Here is a 22447-nt window from a genome sequence, read left to right on the forward strand (position 1 = left end):
GGCAAACATGACCTCAAAGCCACACATGCCAAGAGTTTCAGGCTTCTTAAGATTTGCTTCATAAATTAGCTCTTATGCACTTGCGATAAGTTCTCTGGATTTTGGACAATTCCTCGCGGGCGCAGTCCACGAGAAATTGTTCAACTGCGTAAGTCCTAAAGGTTTCACTCATCATAAAGGATTCAGCCCAAATCCAGGCGTTTGCCCGGCAAACTCAGCCCAAGGGGGCAAAAATTTTAGCACGTCTCCTTCGCTGGGTTGAGCGAGTCGTGCCTGAAGGTTCCATTCGCAGACCCCATTCCCGACAGGCTAGCCTACGGTAACCATCGCGGTCGTAGCCCTGCCACCGCCAATGGCTGGGGGGCGACTTTTTGGGGATTGCCCTCGTCGTCAAGCTGTAGGGGCAAGAACCAGAGGCGGCTGGTGGCGATCGCCCGTCCGTCGCTGCCCTGAGCAATACCTTCCTCAGTGTTATCTGAGGCGGACACCACCTGATCAAACAGCAGCCCCAATCCATCCGGGGCCAGCGCGATTTGGATATCCCGCTGGATGGGCAGCTTGAGCAAGTCAGTCCGAATCCCAGATTTTAGGTTAACGGCCACGAGATAGGGCTGTTCGACGTAAATATCCCCTGGCAGGCGGGTGGAAACCAGACAGTAGAGTAGCGAGTTTGTAGGATCAAACTGGGCGGTGAAAATAGAGCCGTCGGTGGTCAGCAGTTCCTTTTCTTGCCCCTGATTGGTGACCAAAAAGAGCGATCGCGTCGGGTTCTGCGGGTCGCGGTTAAAGCGCACCATCGCCGCCGCCGCGCCATCTTTGCTAAAGCTCAGCGCTAGGCCATACTTTGGCAAAAAGTCCAGCGGCTTGCCCTCTTCGGCTGCATCTTCCTCTGGCGTGAGCGACAGGATTGCCATGCCTTCGCCCTGGGCCATGGCCAGCGTTTTGCCGTCGGGGGCAATCACAAAGTCCCCGCCCGGTTCAGTCGGCACGGGCTTGGCAGGCTCACCAGGCTCGATCACCCACAGCCCAAACTCGGCCGGATTTTGCCGATTGACCCGCTGCACGGCGATGCGCTGCCCGTCGGGCGACAGGTCAAATTTCAAATTCTGGTACTCATTGTCGCCCAGCACCAGTTGCACGATGCCCGCGGGCTGGGGGGCGCGATCGCTCCTCACTCGTTCTCCCGCTTTGATTTGGCTAATGGTGGGGGCGGGTGCTTCCGGCAGCAGCCCCGTGGTGACCGTGTAGAGAAACGGGCTAATATCGTCGGCGCGATGTTTGCGATCGACAGCTGAGAACAGGATGCGATCGCCCTCTGGATACGGCTCGTAGTCGAAAATACCCAGATCCGCCGGGGTGAGAATGGTCTTTTCGTCGCGGGTCAGGTTTTGCAGCACCAGCCGCCCCGCCTCGTCGCCCTCCGCACCCAGATACACAAAAGCGCGATCGCGCGTTTTGAAGCTGCTTTCAAAGGGTTGCAGCAGGTTGGTATCGGTGGACTGATTGAAGCGATCGCGGGCCCCTTGAAGCCGCACCTGATACTCGGTTCCGTAGGGCGCTGGGGTATCGAGCGTGTAGGCCATGCGCCGCCCCGCCCAACTGATCTTGCCCGACAGCGGCGGCTCAATTCGCAGATTTTGCTCCACGCTCTGGCGATCCATCGGACGGCTAAAGGTCATCAAAAACGCCCGATCTTCCGCGCCCACCTGCCGCCCGTCCCAGCTAAAATCGCGCACCCGTGGCGAAGCATGGTCGCCCCCCGCCAGCAGCAGCCCCGTCAGCACCAGCAGCACCGCCATCATCAGCCAAGCCACCCGGTCGAGCGGCTGGAGCCAGCCAGAGGAACCAGTAGGGGGGGCAATGCGACGAACCATAGCAATCCGGCAGAAAATTACGACATTGCCTACCTTAGCAAAAGGAGGGGTTAGGGATTAGGGGTTAGAGGCAGGGTTTGCCGAAATTGAGTGAACCTCAAAAGGCAGCAGGATAAAAAGCCCCGCCTCCATATCCTGGCTTGTTGTACGCTATTTCCCATCAGCCGCTTGTTAACTTTATGAGATTGCCAGATTTCGGCACTGGTTTCTAGAAAGGAGAATAGATATCTAAAGCATCTGCCGTACAAAGACTTTAGGCGATTTTGACTTCGGACTGCGAAATGTCTGTCCGCAAGGACTCTGTTAAGCTCATCCTCGCCTAGCAGTCCAGTGTCATTTTTCACAGAGCATTAGCTTCAAATGTTTGAATCAGTTGATATTCTGAATCAGGATTTTTCCTGTCCTGTTTGTATAACTCAACGCGCAAGCTTTTAATGTTTCCTTTTCTGAAGGATCTATCAACTTCCTCGTCATAGCTGTAGCGACCTATAGGATAGAATGAGTTCTCGCTATCAAGCCAATATGAAAGGCCAATATGAAAGATTGTCATCTCTCGCCAGTCCCTCTTGTATTCCTTCAATACTTGAAGGTTCATGTTTCCATCCAGTATAAGACTCAACCCAATATTTTATACCGTATGGATATCTAAGAAACCCGGCAGGATTAAGTTCTACGCGAGTCAAAGGTCTGTTGAATGCGATGATCAGCTCATGATCATTTCGTGGTGAAGCATCAGGAATTTGTCGCAAGTATGCCGATACAATTTGAAGCTGTTGTGAGTTGGCTATGGCTTTATCAGGTACAGCTATAGAACCAATAATAAGCAGCAAGCAGATGAATGCTACTGAGACAATAAAATTGCGTAACATGGATAAACTCGCAATTGACAGCTCTCTTAAGATTCCCTGATATGAATGTTGTTGAACTTCAGAATATAAACTTTTGCACTCAGTAAGTCATAATTACAATCCCAACCCCCTAACTCAAACCCCTTATGCTTCCTGCGGCGCGACTGTATCAATTGATTCTGGCTGGAACGGGTGCGGGACTGGCGATCGCCCTCCTGCTGTCTGGTCAGACTCGTCCCTCTGGGCTGGCGATCGCGCTGGGGCTGACGCTGCTCTACGACGGGGTGGTGCTGGGGCTGGGCGTGGTGGATGCCCGACGGGGGCGATCGCGGCGGGTGTCCGTGGCGCGGCGGCCGTTAGACAAGCTCTCGATTGGGCGCGAAAATCCGGTGCATTTGACCGTGACCGCGGGCAACGCGCCTGCATTGATCAAACTGCGAGACGACTACCCGACCGACTTTGGCAGGCCGCAAGCGGAAGAACCCCTGGCGTTTCGCGAAGCAATCCAATGTGAAATCGCTCCCCAGGAAACGCGGGAAATCACCTACACTGTTTTCCCAAAGCAGCGCGGAGTCTACGCCTGGGGCGATCTCTATCTGCGACAGCTTGGGCCCTGGGGGCTGGCATGGCACGACTGGCGCATTCCCCAGGCGGCTTCCGTGGCGGTCTATCCCGACCTGATTGGTCTGCGGGAACTGTCGCTGCGGCTGACGCTGCAAACCAGCGGCAATATCCGCCGGGCGCGGCGCATGGGCATGGGCACGGAGTTTACGGAACTGCGGGACTACAGCGCCGGGGACGACCTGCGGTTTGTGGACTGGAAGGCGACGGCCCGCAAAAGTCATCTGCTGATGCGGGTGTTGGAGCCAGAGCAGGAGCAAACCCTGGTGATTTTGCTGGATCGGGGGCGATTGATGACGGCGCAGGTGGCGGGGCTGGCGCGGTTTGACTGGGCGCTGAATGCGGCGCTGGCGCTGGCGCTGGCGGGGCTGCATCGGGGCGATCGCGTCGGGGTTGGGGTCTTCGATCAACAAATGCACGCCTGGATTCCGCCAGAGCGCGGCGCACACCAGTTACCAGAACTGCTGGCTCAGCTCACGCCCATCGAGCCTGTATTCCAGGAGCCAGACTATCTCAACGCCGTGACCACCGTCGCCCAGCGCCAGACCCGCCGCGCCTTGGTGGTGCTGCTGACCGATATCATAGACCAGACTGCTTCGGCAGAACTCTTCGGCGCGATGGCTCAGCTTGCACCCCGTTATCTGCCGTTTTGCGTGGCCCTGCGCGATCGCCGCGTAGACGACCGAGCAAACCACCCCGCCGAAGACGTGCAGACGGCCTATAGTCGCGCTGTTGCCCTCGATCTCTTGGCTCAGCGGCAGCTTGCCCTGGCCAAGCTAAAGCAGCGCGGCGTGCTAATCCTAGACGCACCTGCTGATCGGATCAGCACGCAACTGGTTGATCGCTATCTCCAACTCAAAGCCCGAAATCTTTTATAGTCGGGTATGGTCGGGCTGATAGTCGGGACTGTATTGATTCTGAATTTCGGATTTGCGATTTTGGACTGCTAGTCGAGCGTCTGCGGTGCTTCCAGTGACTTCACTCGTTACTTCTCCAATCGCACTGCATACCATTGCAAGAACTGCCCCGGCCCGATGTCTAGTTCGCAGGCGGTGTCGAGCAAGTGACGCGCTTGCGCTGCCAACGTGGGAATGTCTTGCAGTTCGCGGGGCAAGCTATCCTGCATAGTTTCTAGCACCGATGCCAGCTTCTGCAACAGTTCCTCGGCAGTGAGGAATTGTTCTGGCTGGTTAGTTTCCAGCACGACAAACGCATCCTCACGAAACATGATCGGGTCGGGCATAAGGGGGATGGGTTTTAGTCTTCCGCAAAGACATACTTATACAAATCGGCAGGATTTGGCTCAGGGCTTTCCAGCGCAAACTGCACTGCGTCTTCCACCGTTGCCTGAATCTTGCGGTCGATCGCCTTCAGTTCTTCATCTGTCGCCAGGTTTTGCTCGATCAGATGGGCGGCAAGGCGCTTGATCGGGTCACGGGCAAACCAGAACTCTTTCTCTGCCTTAGAGCGCAGTTCGTCAGGGTCAGCCAGGGAGTGCCCCCGGAAGCGGTAGGTGAGCGCTTCGATCAGGGTGGGGCCTTCGCCTGCGCGGGCCCGGGCCACGGCTTCTTGGGCCACGGCTCGCACCGCCAGCACGTCCATCCCGTCCACTTCTACGCCCACCATGTCAAACACGCTGGCTTTTTTGTAAATTTCTGGCTGCGACGTAGCGCGGTCGTGGGCCATGCCGATCGCCCACTTGTTGTTTTCCACCACAAACAGGATTGGTAGCTTCCACAGCGCCGCCATGTTCAGGCATTCAAAAAACTGACCATTGTTGCTTGCGCCGTCGCCAAAGAAGCAGGCCGTCACCTGATCTGCGGATTCGTCTCCCAGCGCTTCGCGGCGATATTTGGTTTGAAACGCCGCGCCCGTCGCCACAGGAATGCCCTCCGCCACAAACGCATAGCCACCGAGCAGGTTATGCTCTGCCGAAAACAGGTGCATCGAGCCGCCGCGCCCCTTGCTGCATCCCGTCGCCTTGCCAAACAGCTCTGCCATCACCTCGCGGGCGGGCACGCCTGCACTAAGCGCATGGACGTGGTCGCGGTAGGTGCTGCACACATAGTCATCGCTCCGCATAGCCTTGATCACCCCGGACGACACTGCTTCTTGCCCGTTGTAGAGGTGAACAAAGCCAAACATCTTGCCCCGGTAATACATCTCGGCACACTTGTCTTCAAAGGTGCGTCCCAGCACCATGTCTTCGTAGACCACCAGCCCATCTTCCCGGCTGATCTGGGAAGGGCTAGCGGAAAAGGCGGGCAATACACGTTCCTGAACCATGAGACTGTCCTATGGGGTTGAGAAGGATGTGGCGAGGGCGATCGCCCCTACAGAAAAACTTGGCAAACCCAAACTGGCACGTACAAGCCAGCGGGCTTCTGGGAAAAGCAGCTATGGCTATTAAAATACCTGAGCGACCTATTCGCCAAATGCCACTGCCAAATGCCGCTGCCAGAAACCAGCGCCAGAAACCCAAGGGCCATCAACTTGCCAAATGGCTTGGATCTCCGCCAATGGCTTGACTTGCCTAGTAACAAATCGTAACAGGAATTCGGTTGCCTACACTAAAATGGATGCCGGTTTTGTTTGTGCCGGAGGTTCGCGTTGCTGGATGCGGCGGAATATTCGGATACAGCGAAATATAGTGTCGCGAACCTTAACCTTTTCCTTCACTGACAAATGCAGGGGTTTACGTGAAACTATAGGGACTGGAAACTATAGGGACTGGAAATGAACCGGGTGCATCGGTGTATCAGGGTGCATTGGCCGTCCATGAAGTTTGTACAGAAGTTTGCACAAAACTCGCACAATGCTAAAAACCTGTGGCATTTTTCTAGGTTTTTTGTATGCTGATGAGTAAATTTTGTCTCAGGAGTCGCTCACTTGACGCAGTTTGCTAAGAGAAGAAGATGACTGGGATAAGAGAGATTGACGTAGCATAGACTGGCGTGGCCCATCATGGAACTCAAATGCAAAACTCAAATCAGGACTTTTGTTCGGAGGACACGTTGAGGTTGCTCATCCAGCAGTTAATGCTGATAATAGGTGTCCGCCTGTGAAGGTGTCTGCCTGTAAACATCCGCCTGTAAACAAATGTCCGCCTGACGGGTCTGCTCAATTCTGCTCAATGGAGTAGTGCCTGGAATATGCAGGGTTCGAGGGGTTTACGAAACGTGCTTCTACCCGCACTGAGTTTTCTTGAGCATGGGTTGAGTCTTTGTTGGTGATTCGTTCGGTGATTTGTCGGTGAATCGTTGGGTGAATCGTTGCTTGATAGCATCTGAGGTCAGCTTGCTGAGCTTAGATGCTGCTTTTAGAAGCCGCTTTGGGAGCCTGGATATGGTAGGTGCTAAAGCCTGTTGGAAGTTAGTCTAGCTGGTCTTACAAGGCTACGTGATGCCGCCTGCTGGCATGGGTCGATTTAGAAGATGTCTTGATAACGTTGAGTTTTGGGGAAGTGGGCCGTGAGAATTCCGCTTGATTATTACCGCATTTTGGGGCTACCTATTCAGGCAACGGCTGACCAGCTTCAGCAGGCCCACCGCGATCGCACGCAGCAGCTTCCCCGACGCGAATATTCCGAAGCGGCGATCGCCTCTCGCAAGCAGCTTCTGGACGAGGCCTACGCCGCCCTGTCGAACCCGGAGCAGCGCCGCGCCTACGATGCCACCTTCCTCGCCAGCAGCTACGACCCAACGAGCGATCGCTTTGCTGGGGCAGAATCGGGGGCGATCGCCCTAGAAACCGAGGCAGACCCCTACGCCCCCAGCATCGACATCGACGACAGCCAGTTGGTCGGGGCGCTGCTGATCCTGCTGGAGTTGGGAGAGTACGAACTGGTGCTGAAGCTGGGGCATCCCTACCTGTCTAATAGCGCCTTCAGCGGCAGCGCGGGCCGCAGCGCCCAGGCCGATATTGCCCGGTCAGATGTCGTGCTGACACTTGCCTTCGCCTACCTAGAACTGGGCCGCGAACAGTGGCAGCAGGGACAGTACGAAAGCGCTGCCGAATCTCTAGAAGCAGGACAAGAACTGCTGTTGCGGGAGGGCATGTTTGCCGGAGTGCGCGGCGAAATGCAGTCCGACCTCTACAAGCTACGCCCCTACCGCATTCTGGAACTGCTGGCGCTGCCCGAAGCCCACGAGATTGAGCGGGGCCAGGGCATGAACTTGCTGCGCGACATGCTGCAAGATCGCGGCGGCATCGACGGCACCGGCGACGACCGCTCTGGGCTAAATGTAGAAGATTTTCTGCGGTTTATGCAGCAACTCCGGGGCTACCTCACCGCCGCCGAGCAGCACGCCCTGTTTGAGGTCGAAGCCCGTCGCCCGTCGGCTGTGGCGACCTACCTGGCAGTGTATGCCCTGCTGGCCCGCGGCTTTGCCTATCGCCAGCCCGCCCTGATTCGTCGCGCCAAGCAAATGCTGATGCGTCTGGGTACGCGCCAGGATGTGTATCTAGAGCAGGCAGTGTGCGCCCTGCTGCTGGGGCAAACCGAAGAAGCCACCCGCGCCCTAGAACGCAGCCAGGAGCATGATTCCCTGACCTTCATTCGCGAACATTCCCAAGGCTCACCCGACCTGCTGCCGGGGCTGTGTCTCTACGGCGAACGCTGGCTGCAAAACGAGGTGTTCCCTCATTTCCGCGACTTGTCCCAGCAGCGGGCATCCCTGAAGGATTATTTTGCCGACGATCAGGTGCAGGCGTATCTAGAGGAACTGCCCAGCGAACCGGACACAGCTCAGTGGGAGTCGGCTCCGGCTCCAGTGGGCAGCACGACCACGCCCTTTGCCCGTCGGGCGACTGCGCCCCAGAGCCGCTATGGCCAGGCCGGCACGGCAGGTAATGGACTCGGCATGGGTGGCACGGCGACGCTAGAGCCTGCGGCCGCCGCCTACACTGCCACAAACGGCACTTCAGCCGTTCCAACAGCCGAGCGCGTGTCCCAGATGTCTCCTTCGGGACGGCTGACCACGGGGGACGGCGGCGGGCGATCGCCCCGGACTTCCTTCAGCGACAGCAGCCGCCGCACCACCACCTCGCTGCCCAGCAGTTCCGGCGGCGGGGGCATTACGCTGCGGCTGGATCGGCTGATGCTGCTGCTGGCGCTGGGCGTGCTCAGCTTGGGACTCCTGTGGCTATTGTTTAGCTGGGTGGCCCGTTCGTTCAACAGCGGCCCGGTGCTGGAAGGCGAACAGCTCAGCATCAGCCTTGCAGAACCCGTCGTTCCAATTCCCGAAGAAACAGAGCCGTCGCCCTCCCCTGCTGACTCCAGCACCCCCCTCACGGCTGAGTCTGGGAAGACACTAGTTGAAACTTGGCTGCGGGCGAAATCTGCCGCAATGGGCAGCAGCTACGACACCAGCCAGCTTGGTCAAATCCTGGCAGATCCCATGCTGTCGCAGTGGCGCAGCAACTCCGATGCGGCGCGACTGGCGGGCGAACCCCTGACCTATACCCACCAGGTTCAGCAGGTCAACGTGCTGCCCCCGACCGCTTCTAGCAGCACCGACGAAGCCCAGATCGATGCAGTGGTGGTGGAAAACGGCGATACGCTAAATGTCCGCTATTACCTGACTCGCCAAGGAGGACAGTGGCGGATTCGCAGCAATGAAATTTTGCCGGATGGGCCGCTAGAGAGCATGACCACCAATGAACCCTCTGACCCGGCCAGCAACCCTGCTGCGTTGCCTATGACTTCTCCAGGCTTGCGGCCTGCGCCCTCCCCTGCGCTGCCCCAAAGCCCTGGCCCTAGCCCGCTCCCCGAAGGCTCCTTGCCTGCACCAAGCAGCGCGGTTCCCGGTGCGCCTAATGCCGCTCCTGCGGGGAGTGGAACTTCTGGCAGAATCGATCCGGCAGATGCCAGTAATTAGGGTTCGCAAGGCATTGCGGTGAGGCCTTGCGATGAGGCATTTCAGTGAGGCATTTCAGTGAGGCATTGAGATGCACTCAAGCCATAATCTGGCTAATGACCGGGGTATTAAGTGCGGACTGGCTTGGCGAATGGCGGCTGTTCCCGTAAAGTACCCAGTAGTCGAAGGCGCTGATTGCTGACACTCTGATGCTGGAAATGTCTGATACGCTGCTCCATGCCTATGGGCCGCTGATCTTTTGGACGGGGCTAGGGCTGCTGTCCTGTTCGCTCTTGCCCGATTCGCTGCCGCGCGTGCTAGGGCGCGGTCTGTATTGGGTGGGCGTGCCGATACAAATCTTTACGCTGGCTCGGCAGACGGATTTCTCGTCGCAGGTGGGGCTGGCTCCGCTGGTGGTCATGCTGGCCCTGGTAGGTGGGCTGGGTGTTGCCTGGGGGACGCTGCAAGGGCTGCGCTGGCTTGAGCTAGGGCGATCGCCCTGGAACCCCCTCGCCGCAAATCCGCCAAAGATCATGACCAGCGTTTCCAGTTCCTCCGCAAGCGTAGACCCGCTAACGTCCACTCCAGCGCTAGATGAGCCAGGTTTGGCACGCCCGGTCGATTCCGGTTGGGAAGATTCGGCCCGGCGCGGCAGTTTCCTCATCTCTGCGGTGTTAGGCAACACGGGCTTTGTGGGGCTGGCGATCGCCCCCAGTCTGATTTCCGAGCCTTACCTGGGCTGGCTAGTGTTCTACAGCGTCACGCAGAACGTGGTTGGAACCTACGGACTGGGCGTATGGCTGGCGAGCATCTATGGGCGATCGCACGGCGGCAAAGCCTGGTGGGTTCACCTGCGCGACGTGCTGACAGTGCCCTCGCTGTGGGCCTTTGGGCTGGGAATGCTGACGCGGGCGATCGCCCTGCCGGATAGAGTCGATACAGGGCTGCGGGGGGCGCTGTGGTGGGTGATTATTCCTGCTGCGCTGCTGCTGATGGGGCTGCGGCTGCGGCAAATCCACGGCTGGCGTAGCCTCAAGGGGGCAATCGCCCCAGCATTGCTCAAGGTCATGGTGCTGCCCGTTGGGGTGGCCGGACTAGCCACGCTGCTGGGCCTGTCTGCCGAGCCAAGACTAGCACTGGTGCTGATGTCGGGAATGCCGACAGCCTTTGCCGGACTCATTCTGGCTGAGGAATACGACCTCGACCGTGAGCTGATCGCCAGCAGCATTGTCCTCACAACGGCCACGCTGCTGTTTACCATTCCGGTGTGGCTGCTACTTAGATAACCCAGATAGCGATAACCCAAATAGCGATAACCCAAAAGCCAGCCTGGGTTCGGCAGATCAGCACCCAGCGCTAGAAGGATCTCGGCAGCAGCGATGGAGCTTCCACAGCCGCAGCCGCCGCCACAGGCTCCAGTTCTGTCCGCGGGGTTTCGTCTACAAACATCTCAACCAGTAGGGCAATGGGCTGAGGTTCTGGAAGAACAAGCGGCGGGCAATGAATCACCTGCTCGACATCTGCCACCGCAGCGGCGATCGCCACTGGCAAAAACTGCGGCTGCGCCATCGGGCAAGCGTCCCAAGCGCCCTGCACGGGAACCCCCAAGAGTTGGCAATGTCCGCCGCGTCGCCCCTCAATGTGGTAATGGGCACAACGACGGCAGGAAGAAATGCTGTGATGTAAATCATCCATTTCGAGAGGAGCGGTAAAGGAGAGGCAAAGACCGGATCTTCTCTACTATTCTGAGTCAACAAATTTGGTCAAAAATCATCAGAAAAACGTTGCTTTGTAGAGCAGGCAACCCTTTCAGCGATCCCAAATAAAAAGTAAGTATTTAGATTGTTTTTAGCTTCAGATTCTGAGAGATCTCCAAATTTAGAATTCCCCTGATTCAAGCAAGCACACCAATAAACCCCGTAGTTTTGCTTAAAACTGAGCGGGGATCACGAGGAAATGAGATGTGTATGAGAAAAAAATGATTTTTCTTGGATGCCTTTAAGAATTGAAAATAATAGCTTTAGAACTGTAAGTAAAAGCAAAGATAAGAGACTTTTGAGGCGTGAGCAGCGGGCTAATAGAACGGCTTCCCGCTGTAGAACCACAAGAAGATCATCGATGGGCGATCGCCACAAAGCAGCCTTGAAAGCATCAACGCAACCAGCCCAAAACTGCATCCGCAGGCTGCCTTGACTGGTTGAACTAAACCCGTATTTCAGCACCCGGATTTTAGCCCACGCCTGCCCGTTTAAAGGCTAGCAGCCCTCCGCAAAGACCGTTACGGTGAAATTACTGTGAAATGAGCGTGAAATTACGGTGTTACAATTGCCGGTTTACCACTGCTTGACCGCACACAGCCCACAGCAAGACCAGCGCTCAAGTTCTCCCTGGGGGGTGGGGCACTGACAGCGGGGACAGAGCGGCATCTGAGCCGTGCGCGATCGCATCTGGTTGGCCCAGGCGCGAAAGGCTGATTCGGGGTCTGTGGGTTGAGCAGCCGCGCCGTGGTGAGGGCGATCGCCCGCTGTCCCGTCTAGTCGGCTAGGGTGTTCTCGCCAGACTCGCGCGGATTCGGTTTGCAACTCGGCCGAGCTATGGAGCGATCGCCGATGCCACCAGGTCGTAGAAAAGCGGATATCGGTAATGCGGTAGGGCAGTCGAGCATTCAGCTTTTCTAAAATGTGGAGCCGCTCAAACATCAGCGTTTGCACCCAGGGAGAGCTAGACACGCCCACCTGAAGCACCCCCGCTTGTAGGGCCCACGGACGAGTCTGGGCTGCCACCGCTGGGCCGACCAGTTCTGGCCAAACCGTGAGAACCTGCTGGATCTGTCGGTGCGATCGCCAAGAGGACTGCTGATCGAGGTCACCTAAAACACGCTGGAGAGATTGAAACGTCATGAGCGGCAAGATTTGTGAATTGCAAATGCAACAAGGGATGATTCTTTAATTACAATTCCAGATAGCTGCTTTGACCGAGAATTATAAGCAGCCTGGGTGTATCGTGCTTTGGCGCGTGATTAAGATTAACTCAACCTCTACGTGGCGAGCGAACGCTGTGTTTGCTTGGCTTTTTGCACAAAGCCTTATATCGCGCAGGAGCTCCTTCGCTAGAATTTCTTTGGTCGTCCGCTATCGGTGGCTCCTTGGTTGAGTCGAAGGTTTAGTCGAAAGACTTGCTCCAGAATCGTCAAATCCCTCGCAACCGTCTAGATAGTATTCTATGTATTCAATTTGATTGAGCAGTGCTGAGCTGACCTAAACGGGATTAGAAACAGTACTGGAGTCGTCAACGTTTCATCAAACAGCTTTCAACATAAATCGCTACTTAAATTTAGCCTTGCCAGGAGTTCTGCGATGCGTCGCTCACCCGCTACCCCGTCCCAATCTAGCTCCTCTACGCCGCTGCACCCGGCGCTGCAAGCCATTTTTGAAAATCTGGATTTGCGGCTAGAAGATGAGTTAGCCCGCTATCGTCGTCAGCAAGGTCGGCGGGGCATTGCACCTGTGCTTCAGGGCAATCGACGAGCAGACAGCCTGACTGCTCAGGCTGAAGCGCGATCGCTCCCGGCAAGATGGAACGAGGCATCCAGGGGTGCTGCTGAGTCTCGTCCCTATCTCCAGCTTGCACCAGACGCAGCCAGGAATACCGATTCGCATAGCCCATTGCCAGATCTGGGGTATGCCCCTGAGCCACAAGCTCGCTCAGAACTGCTGCTGGGTGGGGCGATCGCCCCCCAAATGGCTCCTCCTGCTGCGGATTATGGTGCAGTTCCGCTGCATCCTCAGCATGACCACGACCTCTACCCCACCGCCAAACCAGCGGACGAGCCAGACGATTATTTGGAATCCTCTGAATATCTGCTGCGGAATCTGGCGGAAGACGAGCGCGACTTGCGGGCCAGCCAGCAAGAGCCAGGAATGCTGCAAAGCTTGCTCACGCCACTGGGGATCGGGTCGATGATTTTGCTGCTACTGTCGAGCCTTAGCTTTGGCTATCTGGTGATGAACCCGGCTGGATTGAGCGTCATTGGTCTGGGCGAAGCGGCTCGCAGGACGGCAGACGGCTCTAGTCCAGGGGCAAATGCGGGCGCAGACGGCTCCTTGACGGCGGATGCGGGGGCTGGGAACAGCGCCATTTCTCCCGATTTATCTGCTCAAGAGTTCCCTGAGGTGAATCTGGATACCCTAAGTACGCTTCCCAGCGGACGCACTGCCATTCTGGAACCCTCGGCCGAGGCTGATTCATCGTCCGAGCCGCCCGTTCTGTCGGGTTCACCGCTCCCCGCAGAGGCTCCCACTGCCCCAGCCGAAGCTTCCACAACCGAGCCTGTTGCACCAGCCCAACCTGCTGCTAGAAGCACGCCTTCTAGCCCAACCCCTCCTCGCCCCGCTAGCCGCCCCAGCGCCCCAGCCCGTTCTCAGCCTGCCGCCAGTTCCCGCAGCGAGAGCCGTCCTGCTGCCACCGCTGCTGCACCAGCGCCCCGTGCTAGCGCATCCAGCGCCACCAGCCGAGCAGCCGAGCCAGCCCCGCGTCCTGTGCCCAGTGCTGAGCCTGCTGCACCTCAAGACGTAGCTACTGCGCCCCGCCAGCCTGCGATCGCCCCTAGTCCTGCGGCTCCCTCGTCAAATCGCTACTATGTAGTGGTGGACTTCAGCGGCGATCGCAGCCTAGAGCAAGCCCGCGAAGTGGTCGGCGATGCCTGGGTTCGCAACTTCGACAATGGGGCAAAAATTCAGCTTGGCGTATTTGGCGATGCCGCTAGCGCCCGCGACCTGGCCGCCTCGCTCCAACAGCAAGGACTCCCCGCCCAAGTCTACCAGCCCTAAGCCTATCAGCCCTGATCTAATCGCGTCCCATCCAAATCCCCACACGGCATGGCCAAGCCTGATTTGAGATCGCGCCTCTTCCTCTCTCACTTTGCCGTGATGCTGGTGGGTTTGGTGACGCTGACGGTGATTGGCAAGGTGTCGTCACCCCGCTTTTTTGTAGTTTATCTCCAGCACATCGAAGGGCGCGTCATCAGCATTCGAACCCTGCGAACCGAGCTCGTGCGCGGCTTTGAGTTTGCCTGGAGCCGGGGCGCACTCTGGTCAATGGCGCTGGGAGCCAGTGCTGCCGGAGCGCTCAGCTATCTGGTAGCCAAGCGGATTGTGCAGCCGCTAATTCAGATGGAAGAGATTACGCAGAAATTTGCCGCCGGAGAACTCGACGAGCGGGTTCCCGCCAGCGAAATCCCAGAACTCAACCAGCTTGCTGCCAGCTTTAACCGAATGGCGGCTGACCTCCAGGGGGTCGAGCAGCGCCGCCGTGACTTAGTGACCGACCTGACCCATGAACTGCGAACGCCGCTGACGGTGCTGGAGGGCTATCTGGAAGGACTGGCAGACGGAACCATCGCCCCGACTCCAGAGGTTTATGAACTGCTGGGCAAAGAAACGGTCCGAATGCGCCGTCTAGTCAATGATTTGCAAGAACTGTCCAAGATTGAAACAGGCTACTTGCCTATCGACGCGCAGCAGATGGATCTGTATCCGCTGCTGACCTCAGTGGTGCAGCGATTTTCTGACCAGCTTTTGACCGGCGACGGCCCGCTGATCAGCCTGGAATGTCCGCCGGAAACGCCGCTGGTGCTGGCCGATGCTGGCCGGGTCGAGCAGATTCTCGTCAACCTGCTGAGCAACGCGCTACGCTACACGCCCGTCGGCAAAATTACGCTCCGAGTCTGGCATACCGAAACCCACGCCTGGATTGCCGTGAGCGATACGGGACAGGGCATCGCGCCCGAAGACCTGCCCCACGTCTTTGAGCGGTTTTGGCGGGCCGATCGCTCCCGCAATCGCCACTCTGGAGGCACGGGACTGGGGCTGGCCATTTCCCAGCGGCTAGTGCAGCTTCAGGGGGGCGAGATCGAGGTGGAAAGCGAAGTGGGCAAGGGCAGCACGTTCCGATTTTCGCTCCCGCTTGCCTGAACAGAATGCAGCCTAGAAGAATCAGAAATAGAAGCCTGGGAACCGCCAATTCTAACAATTCTATCTAACAGTTCTACCTATCTAACAGTTCTAAAGGTGTTCTGAGGGTGTTTTAAAGTTGCCGTACCTAAAGTTGCCATAAAATGCTACCAGCCCCAATCCCGAACCAGTTCACCGCTGCTTAGCTTGTTCCAGATGAGTTCCCGCACTAGCTCCATTTCCTCAGGACTCACAACGTGGTTGCTATAAATGACCTGCTTGATTCTGTATTGCTCGTCTGCGGTTAGTACTCCATCGGCGATCGCCCTTTCAATTACTGCCTTGAGGCGATCTAGGTTTGCCAGGTCTTCGCGGGTCAGCGGTTTTGCATTCGGACGCTCGATTTCCATAAGAACTTTGAAAAACTTAATCCTGTAAGGTTATAGAGCATACTAGCACTCTACACGGTGGGGTCACGGTCGCCCCAAATTTAACCAGAATCTTTTAATAACCTCAGAGTATATGCAGTTGCAATAGGCTTTCTGGATTGTGGACGACTTCGTAAGTTCTAAACCTCTTGCTTTGGGAGCGAAGGTCAACAGTCCGGCAAGAGCGCGATCGCCCCAAGTCCAGGTGCATTGTGCCCTACCCTTCACCGCCACAAACTTGCCGGATGTCGCAGCGGGCAGGAGTAGAGTATTATCAGCCTTGGAATGCCACGTTTTTAAGATTGGCTTTAGACTTCGCCAGCGGGCGTTTTTAATGCGCTCGAATGCTTCGATAGCGTATGTTCCAGGCATAGGGCGATCGCCCTCTGGCAACATAGCATTCAGGAAGCGCAGTCTTACTAAAGAGAAGAGAGCGCCGTTTGTTTACAGCCTGCGGATGTGTTATGGAAGAACCGGTTATCAGCTTCGATCAGGTCTACAAGTCCTACCCGATGTATCACCACGTCCGGGGGGTCAAAAACCTGATGTTCAACTTTCCCCACAACCTGAAGGCTCTCCGCAGGCAGCAGTTTGAAGCGCTGAACAACATTAGCTTTGAGGTCTATCGCGGCGAAAAGTTTGGCATTGTAGGCTATAACGGCGCAGGGAAAAGCACCACCCTGGGGCTGATTGCGGGCGTGCTGAAGCCCAGCAGTGGGCGCGTGGTGGTGCGCGGGCGGATCTCGCCTCTGCTGGCGCTGGGCACGGGCTTTCATCCAGAGCTAACGGGCCGCGAAAATATCTTGCTCAATGGGGTGCTGCTGGGGCTGACCCGCCGCGAGGTAAAGGCAAGACTAGAGGAAATTATCGAGTTTTCAGAACTGGGCGAATTTATTGAACGGCCAATTCGCACCTACTCTACAGGCATGATGGCGCGGCTGGGCTTTTCCGTGGTGGCACATCTCGACCCAGAGATTTTGCTGATCGACGAGGTGCTGGGCGTAGGCGACATCCGGTTTCAGCAAAAGTGCATCAACAAAATGGCGGAGTTCCGCAATAGCGGCGTGACGATTGTGCTGGTGAGCCACTCCATGACGAGCGTTTCGGAAATTTGCGATCGCGCTCTGTGGATTCAAGACCACCATGTGAAAATGATCGGCAGCGCCACCGAGGTCGCCGAAGCCTATACCGCCGCCGCCCAGCTTGACATCGCCGCCGCAGGGAAACGCATCAATCGCCGCAAGCTTTCAGAAAAGGTCAGCGGGCCGCTGTTCTAGCCCGGCCAGGTTTTGGCGGGTCTGGTTTCGGCTAGTCTGGTTTCGGCCGGACTCGTTTTAGCCTGATACGGTTCGCCTGGTATAGTTTTACCGTAATGCGGCAGCCGGGCGATCGCTCTGGAAAGCTCTGGGGAACAATGAGACATTTTCCTGCTCAATACGACTTGCAGCCCGACGACACGCTCTATTTCTGCCACATTCCCAAAACGGCAGGGATGACGTTTCGGACGATTCTGGAAGATTACTTCGCCTGCGAGGAGATTTGCCCAGCCACGCTGTCCAACCAGATTGCCGACTACACACCAGAGCAACTGCGCGAATATCGCCTGTTTCGCGGGCATTTGGGCTTTGTCAACATTCCGGGGCTGCTGGCAGGCAAAAACCTGATCAAGGTAACCGTGCTGCGCGAACCCGTGTCGCGGGTGATTTCGCACTACGAATACATCCGCCGCACGCCGGATGACCCCTATTACGAATCCGTCAGCCAGATGTCGCTGGAGGAGTTCGCCACGGGCGAAGGGCCAGGGCGCATCGGGAAAAACGTGCAGGTATACCACATTGCGCGGCTGCTGCAATACGACATTGGCAGCCTGGAGCCAGAAGAGGCGCTGTCGCTGGCGCAAAAAAGCCTGAATCTGTGCGCTTTTGCTGGAATTCTAGAGCGATTTCAAGAGTCGCTGTTTCTGCTGTCCTACATTTTTGGCTGGAAGCCAATTGTCAACAGCCGCCGCGAAAACGTCGCCAAATCCAAAACGCCCCTGAGCGAGATTCCGCCGGAAGCGCTGGCGCGGATTCGGGAAGCCATGTCGCTGGATCGGGCGCTATATGACGATGGCTGCGAGATTTTCCAGCAGCGGTTTGACGAAATGCAGCAAGATCTGGTGCAGCGCTATGGCGATCGCCTCGCTCTAGATGCGCCGCCACCGGGTCAAGTGCTGGAGTTTGCCACGCTGCAACAACTGCTGGAATGGCACTCCCAAGACCGCTACCAGGCGCAAAACCCGCCCCCTTCGGAGGTGTCGGTTTACAACTTCTGTCAGCCGCTACGAGGGCTGGGCTGGCAGCGGCGCGACTGTGACCAGAACCGGCCCAACGCCGCCCATCGCTGGACGGGCCCCGTCACCATGTCAACTCTAGATTTGCCTATTGCCCCCACGCCGACCGATTATCGAGTCGAGTTTCAGGTAACTCAAGTCTGGGCCACCGCACCGGAGGTGCTGGATAGCCTGAAATGTCTGGTCAATGGGCATCCAAGCGAGCTGGCGATCGCCTATAGCAGCGACACCACGCGGCTCTATCAGGCGCAAATTCCAGCAGATTGGCTACCGCCGGATCGACTGTTTGCAGAACTCACGCTTCAGGTTGACCGAGTTGCGCCAATCAACCACAAGAATCCCGACCCCAAAGATAAACGGCTGGTAGGCGTGGCGCTAAGCTACCTGCAACTGTTCCCCGCTGCGCGAGAAGCAGAATTCAGCCTGCTGCGATCGCTCTTGCAGGATGCCCTGACCACGGCAACCATCGACTTTATGCGCGATCGCCTCAAGCCCCAAGAGCAGATCGCCGCGCCACCCCAGTTTCGGCTACCGTTTTCGGGCCAGGTAGAAGGATATGCAGACTTTTTGCGATCGCCCGGTCGCTATCACTGGCTCGTGTTGCACAAAGGCATGGCGCTACCTGTGGAGGCACTGCTGTTTCAACTTGCCCGCTGCGGCTTTCGCCCAGTGTTTGCCAATGAGGTGTACGTGGTCTTTGTCCGCCGCCGTCCAGACGTGCCCTCGCTATCCTATTTCACGCCCGATGTCCGGCATCTCTACGTCGGTCGCTACCTCAATAGCCTCCGCCAAAAGGTTGCCAGCTTGAAGCGATCCTGATGCAGGCAATCTGGGTTATCGTAGCTTCGTCGTCATGGCTGAGCCTGGGGCTAGTCATCTACTCGTCGAGAAAAAATATTTGATTTGGGCGATCGCACTAGACGCAAAGCGACCCAGCAGTTTACTATAGAAGACTGTGAGTTTTTGCAAAGAGCCAGAGAGCCATGAAAGCCCAGGAGATCATCCGCTCCATTGAGTCGGAACAGTTGAAGACCGATCTGCCCGTCATCCACGTCGGCGATACGGTCAAGGTCGGAGTTGTGATTCAAGAAGGTGGCAAGGAGCGGGTTCAGCCCTATGAGGGCACCGTGATCGCCATGCGGAATGGCGGCATCAATGAAACCATCACGGTTCGCCGAATTTTTCAGGGCGTTGGGGTAGAGCGGGTGTTTCTGCTCCATTCGCCCCGCGTCGCCAGCATCAAGGTGCTGCGCCGAGGCAAGGCCCGTCGCGCCAAGCTCTACTATCTGCGCGATCGCGTGGGCAAGGCAACCCGTCTGAAGCAGCGCTTCGATCGCCCGCTCTAGGTCTGGTTTCTCAGGGGCGATCGCTCAGAAATCTTCAACACTGGGCTAGGCTGGGCGATCGCAACCTGATAGACTTGGGTAAACAGGCTTTGCTAGTTGTAGTAAATCCTGTCAAAAACCTACAGCTTTGCGCTCTTAGTTCAGTTGGTAGAACGCAGGTCTCCAAAACCTGATGTCGGGGGTTCGAGTCCTCCAGGGCGCGTTTTCAAATTTTCAAATATTCATCCAGTCGCCTCCGCTCGGCGCAGCGCTCTGGGCTTTTTAGGGTTTTGGCTTGTCGGGCGGCATTCCCAGGGCGATTGGCAGCAACATCCGGCTGAGAATGCGGCCGTCTTCAAGCTGATACAGGCTCAGTTCGCTGCCCATCTGCTGCATGAGGGCCTGGCAGATTTCCAGGTGCAGCCCAGGTGGGGTGTCGAGGATGGAGGGCGCTAGCAGATCTTCGGGGCGGCCCGTTTGCAGTTCTTCAAGCAGTCGCGGTTCGATGATGCCGTTGTCGGTGATGGACAACTCCAGCCAGCGGGCATCCAGCGGGCGACACCATACGTCGAGGCGGCTGCCCGCGGGCGATCGCAAGCAGGCATTGGTCAACACTTCGTGCAGCACGAGCTCTAGCTTGGTCAGGTCGCCGCCGATATTCAGGCTGCTTTCCTCGTTGTGAACCTGGTGCCAGAGTTGGCGCTGGCGAATCAGCGGCTCGACGCGCTCCATTGCCCGCTTGAGCAGCGAGGCCAGGGGGGTCGTCTCGTATTCGCTGTGGAGTTGCCACTGCTCGTTTTTCAGCACTGGGGCGATCGCCGACAGCAGACCCCCCAGTTGCCGCACGACCTGCTGATAGCGGTTGTTGGCCAGGGGGTCTTTTTGGTTGCTGAGTTCGTTGAGCCGTTTCACCCCAATGCCCAGCGCCCGGTAGATCTCTTCCAGTTGCCGATGCTTATACCAGTTGATTTGCTCTAGATCGCGCTGTCGCAGGGTGAGGGCTTCCGACAGGATGAGGTAGCGTCGCGACCAGGCTAGCTGGCTAACGAGGGTGCCAAAGGCATTGAGCTGACGCTCGTGCCAGTAGCGATCCAGGTGATCTGCCACGATGACCATGCCACCCGGTTCATGCTCAGGCGTGGTTCGCAGCGCCATGACCAGAATTTGCCCAATGTCGCTGCCGTTGAGCCAGCGGCGCGTTTCGGCATCGATGTCGTCGATGGTAAGCGGGAGGAGTCCGTCGGTGTGCTTGGCCCACTGCACGAGTGAGTCAGAATGGAGGGCGACCGCCGCATCCAGATGAATCGAAAAGCGAGCATTGCCGACCACGGCGGAGGTGATGTATCCCAGATTGCGGCCCGGCTGCCAAGTGACTAGCGCCGCCAAGGGAACCTCAAGAATTTGGGCAATTTGCTGCATGGCTGAGCGCTCCAGCGTTTCCAGGGTGTGGATTTGCTGGAGGGTGGTCATGCCCCACTGAATCGTCTGGTTGATCTTTTGCTGTTGCTCGGTCTGCCGCTGGAGTTGCCACTGGTGCAGGATTACGCCGATTTGCTGGCTAGCGACGCGCAGCACGGCCCGTTCGGCGCGGTTCCAGGTGCGGGGCAGGTCGTGACCCAAGACCACCAGCCCTTCGAGCGATCGCCCGATCGCGGTATGGCACACCACGACTGATTGCAGCCCCGCATCCAGAAACGCCTGCCGCCAAGCCATCAGCTTCAGGTCTTCGGTCAGGTTTTCAATGCCGACGGGGTCGGTGCTGCGCTCCAGCATTTGCCAATCGACCTGGTTGAGCGCGTCTAGCCAGGGGGGCAAATTGCGTCGCTGCGACCCATGACTTTGATAGACCACCTCAAAGCCCTCCTGATCGAAACTGTAAAGCAGCACCGCAAAGGTTTCGGCCCGCAGCCGTTGGCTCAGCAAGTCGGAGGCCCGCTTCAGGGTTTGGTTCCAGTCATAGTCGCTGAAGATGGCGGTGGACAGTTCAGCCGTGAGCGCCTGATCCAGCTTCACCTGCTGAATGGTTTCCTCCATACCCTCCAGGGGCGCAGTCAGGGCGATCAGTTGAGCCGCGCCGCGCACGTAGCTCTTTTCCTCGTCTGACCAGATGCGGGGTTCGCTGCCCTCGACGGCCAAAAAGCCGTGTAGCTCGTTGTGCAGCAGAATGGGAGCCACCAAGAGCGATCGCGCCTGAATCTGCTGCATCAGTCGCCCCGTCACTTCTGCCTTGAGCGAGCTATGGGCCTCGCCCACCGACACCAGTTGATCCGCCGCCAACGCCTGATAAAAGCTGTTCACTTCCTGGGCAGTAAAACCCGTGATGGCTTGTCCGCTGCCGTAGCCGTTGCCATCGCGGCTGCTGGCCCGCAGCCAAAAGTAGCGTCGCTCAGTCTCAAACCAGTAGACGTTGGTGCGCGTAGGGGCGACAAAGCGCTGGGTTTCGTCCACCACTGCCGCCAGACGAGCGGAGAGATCTGGGAGCGATCGCAGCTTGCCCAACAGCGCCAAGAGCGGCTCGGCGGGGCGCTTGGTCTGCTGCCGCTGTCGCTCTGCTTCAAGCTGAAAGAGCGACGATGCCAGCGCCCCAAAGACCATCGACAGTCGGGTTCGCTCGTCGGCATGGGGCGACACCCCCCAGAGAAACGACCCCAAAATTACCACACCCAGACATTGATCCCGATGCCGTAAGGGAAAGATGGAGGCTCCCTGGATGGCATACTTTTGGGCCAGCTTGCGCCAGTCGCCTGCCCGCATCTCTTCGCGCAGATCCGGCACGCCCATCGGCCGCTGCTGAATCACCACCTGCTCCATTAAATCGCCCGGATTTAGCCCAAACTGCTGCCGTAGGGGGCCGGTGTCACCATTGGGCACGCGCCCACCCCGCCCGCGCAGACAGTGCCCCACCCGGTCATAGGAGGCAATCCAGATGAGCGAATAGTCGCATTCTTCCTCGACATAGGCGATCGCCGTTTCTACCAGCACATCTTCAGTTTCCTCCTCACGCAGAGCCTGAAGAGTTTGCTTTAGAGTCGCCAGTTGTTTTTCAGGGTTTGACGGCTTTTTGGAAGAACCCATGTCAGCGTGACGATCGTGCGCGGGTAATAACTATCTGGGAAGAACCTTGGGAAGAGTCTTGGGAAAAGTCTACAGAGAAATCTACAGGGAACAATCTGCGAAAAGCCTGGGTAGTCCGGGCAGATAGGTGGCTAG

General features: G+C 57.5%; 17 protein-coding genes and 1 tRNA gene. 10 read left to right on the forward strand and 8 right to left on the reverse strand.

The window, feature by feature from the left end:
* Window positions 1-314: 314 nt before the first annotated feature.
* Both HPC62_RS06720 and HPC62_RS06725 read right to left on the reverse strand, forming a co-directional pair.
* Window positions 315-1874, reverse strand: coding sequence for an Ig-like domain-containing protein (locus HPC62_RS06720; protein ID WP_172354313.1), 1560 nt, complete (start codon window positions 1872-1874; stop codon window positions 315-317).
* A 512-nt stretch (window positions 1875-2386) separates the two neighbouring features.
* Complete coding sequence (locus HPC62_RS06725) at window positions 2387-2743, reverse strand: hypothetical protein (protein WP_172354314.1); 357 nt, start codon at window positions 2741-2743, stop codon at window positions 2387-2389.
* Between the two features lie 125 nt (window positions 2744-2868).
* Between HPC62_RS06725 and HPC62_RS06730 the strand changes: the two genes are divergently transcribed.
* On the forward strand, window positions 2869-4221 hold the full coding sequence (locus tag HPC62_RS06730; RefSeq protein WP_172354315.1) for a DUF58 domain-containing protein: 1353 nt from the start codon (window positions 2869-2871) through the stop codon (window positions 4219-4221).
* A gap of 107 nt (window positions 4222-4328) precedes the next feature.
* Here HPC62_RS06730 and HPC62_RS06735 read toward each other — a convergent pair whose 3' ends face one another.
* Window positions 4329-4586 (reverse strand): chlororespiratory reduction protein 7, encoded by a 258-nt coding sequence (locus HPC62_RS06735; RefSeq protein WP_172354316.1) that lies wholly within the window; start codon window positions 4584-4586, stop codon window positions 4329-4331.
* A 14-nt stretch (window positions 4587-4600) separates the two neighbouring features.
* Complete coding sequence (pdhA, locus tag HPC62_RS06740) at window positions 4601-5629, reverse strand: pyruvate dehydrogenase (acetyl-transferring) E1 component subunit alpha (protein ID WP_172354317.1); 1029 nt, start codon at window positions 5627-5629, stop codon at window positions 4601-4603.
* On the opposite strand from pdhA, the gene HPC62_RS23885 reads away from it, so the two are divergent.
* The 3 genes from HPC62_RS23885 (at window position 5628) to HPC62_RS06750 (ending at window position 10487) form a co-directional block, all read left to right on the forward strand.
* Window positions 5628-5753 carry a hypothetical protein gene (locus HPC62_RS23885; protein WP_267313432.1) on the forward strand — a complete coding sequence of 42 codons (126 nt, stop codon included), beginning with the start codon at window positions 5628-5630 and terminating at the stop codon, window positions 5751-5753. The genes pdhA and HPC62_RS23885 overlap by 2 nt on opposite strands.
* 1060 nt (window positions 5754-6813) lie before the next feature.
* Entirely contained in the window at window positions 6814-9222 is a 2409-nt protein-coding gene (locus HPC62_RS06745) for an IMS domain-containing protein (protein ID WP_172354318.1), read from the forward strand.
* Between the two features lie 188 nt (window positions 9223-9410).
* Window positions 9411-10487, forward strand: a complete 1077-nt coding sequence (locus tag HPC62_RS06750; protein WP_216655339.1) for an AEC family transporter — start codon at window positions 9411-9413, stop codon at window positions 10485-10487.
* Between the two features lie 70 nt (window positions 10488-10557).
* Here the strand turns inward: HPC62_RS06750 and HPC62_RS06755 are convergent, their stop codons facing one another.
* Complete coding sequence (locus HPC62_RS06755) at window positions 10558-10896, reverse strand: hypothetical protein (protein ID WP_172354319.1); 339 nt, start codon at window positions 10894-10896, stop codon at window positions 10558-10560.
* A 638-nt stretch (window positions 10897-11534) separates the two neighbouring features.
* Window positions 11535-12101 carry a DUF721 domain-containing protein gene (locus tag HPC62_RS06760; RefSeq protein WP_172354320.1) on the reverse strand — a complete coding sequence of 189 codons (567 nt, stop codon included), beginning with the start codon at window positions 12099-12101 and terminating at the stop codon, window positions 11535-11537.
* 456 nt (window positions 12102-12557) lie between these two features.
* On the opposite strand from HPC62_RS06760, the gene HPC62_RS06765 reads away from it, so the two are divergent.
* Entirely contained in the window at window positions 12558-14030 is a 1473-nt protein-coding gene (locus HPC62_RS06765; RefSeq protein ID WP_172354321.1) for a hypothetical protein, read from the forward strand.
* Between the two features lie 48 nt (window positions 14031-14078).
* Entirely contained in the window at window positions 14079-15173 is a 1095-nt protein-coding gene (locus HPC62_RS06770; RefSeq protein WP_172354322.1) for a sensor histidine kinase, read from the forward strand.
* 146 nt (window positions 15174-15319) lie between these two features.
* On the opposite strand, the gene HPC62_RS06775 is transcribed toward HPC62_RS06770, so the two are convergent.
* On the reverse strand, window positions 15320-15562 hold the full coding sequence (locus tag HPC62_RS06775; protein WP_172354323.1) for a hypothetical protein: 243 nt from the start codon (window positions 15560-15562) through the stop codon (window positions 15320-15322).
* 482 nt (window positions 15563-16044) lie between these two features.
* On the opposite strand from HPC62_RS06775, the gene HPC62_RS06780 reads away from it, so the two are divergent.
* The 4 genes from HPC62_RS06780 to HPC62_RS06795 all read left to right on the forward strand — a co-directional run bounded on the left by HPC62_RS06780 (window position 16045) and on the right by HPC62_RS06795 (window position 19460).
* Window positions 16045-16857: an ABC transporter ATP-binding protein gene (locus tag HPC62_RS06780; RefSeq protein WP_172354324.1), complete on the forward strand. Its 813-nt coding sequence runs from the start codon at window positions 16045-16047 to the stop codon at window positions 16855-16857.
* A 137-nt stretch (window positions 16858-16994) separates the two neighbouring features.
* Window positions 16995-18731 (forward strand): sulfotransferase family 2 domain-containing protein, encoded by a 1737-nt coding sequence (locus tag HPC62_RS06785; RefSeq protein ID WP_172354325.1) that lies wholly within the window; start codon window positions 16995-16997, stop codon window positions 18729-18731.
* Window positions 18732-18895: 164 nt separating this feature from the next.
* The gene (gene rplS, locus HPC62_RS06790) at window positions 18896-19258 is read left to right on the forward strand and encodes a 50S ribosomal protein L19 (protein WP_172354326.1); all 363 of its coding nucleotides are present in this window, start codon (window positions 18896-18898) and stop codon (window positions 19256-19258) included.
* Window positions 19259-19387: 129 nt separating this feature from the next.
* A tRNA-Trp gene (locus HPC62_RS06795) sits at window positions 19388-19460 on the forward strand.
* A gap of 59 nt (window positions 19461-19519) precedes the next feature.
* On the opposite strand, the gene HPC62_RS06800 is transcribed toward HPC62_RS06795, so the two are convergent.
* On the reverse strand, window positions 19520-22312 hold the full coding sequence (locus HPC62_RS06800; protein ID WP_172354327.1) for a GAF domain-containing sensor histidine kinase: 2793 nt from the start codon (window positions 22310-22312) through the stop codon (window positions 19520-19522).
* Between the last annotated feature and the right edge of the window lie 135 nt (window positions 22313-22447).

The sequence above is a fragment of the Thermoleptolyngbya sichuanensis A183 genome, assembly GCF_013177315.1.
GTDB classification, from domain to species: Bacteria; Cyanobacteriota; Cyanobacteriia; order Elainellales; family Elainellaceae; genus Thermoleptolyngbya; species Thermoleptolyngbya sichuanensis.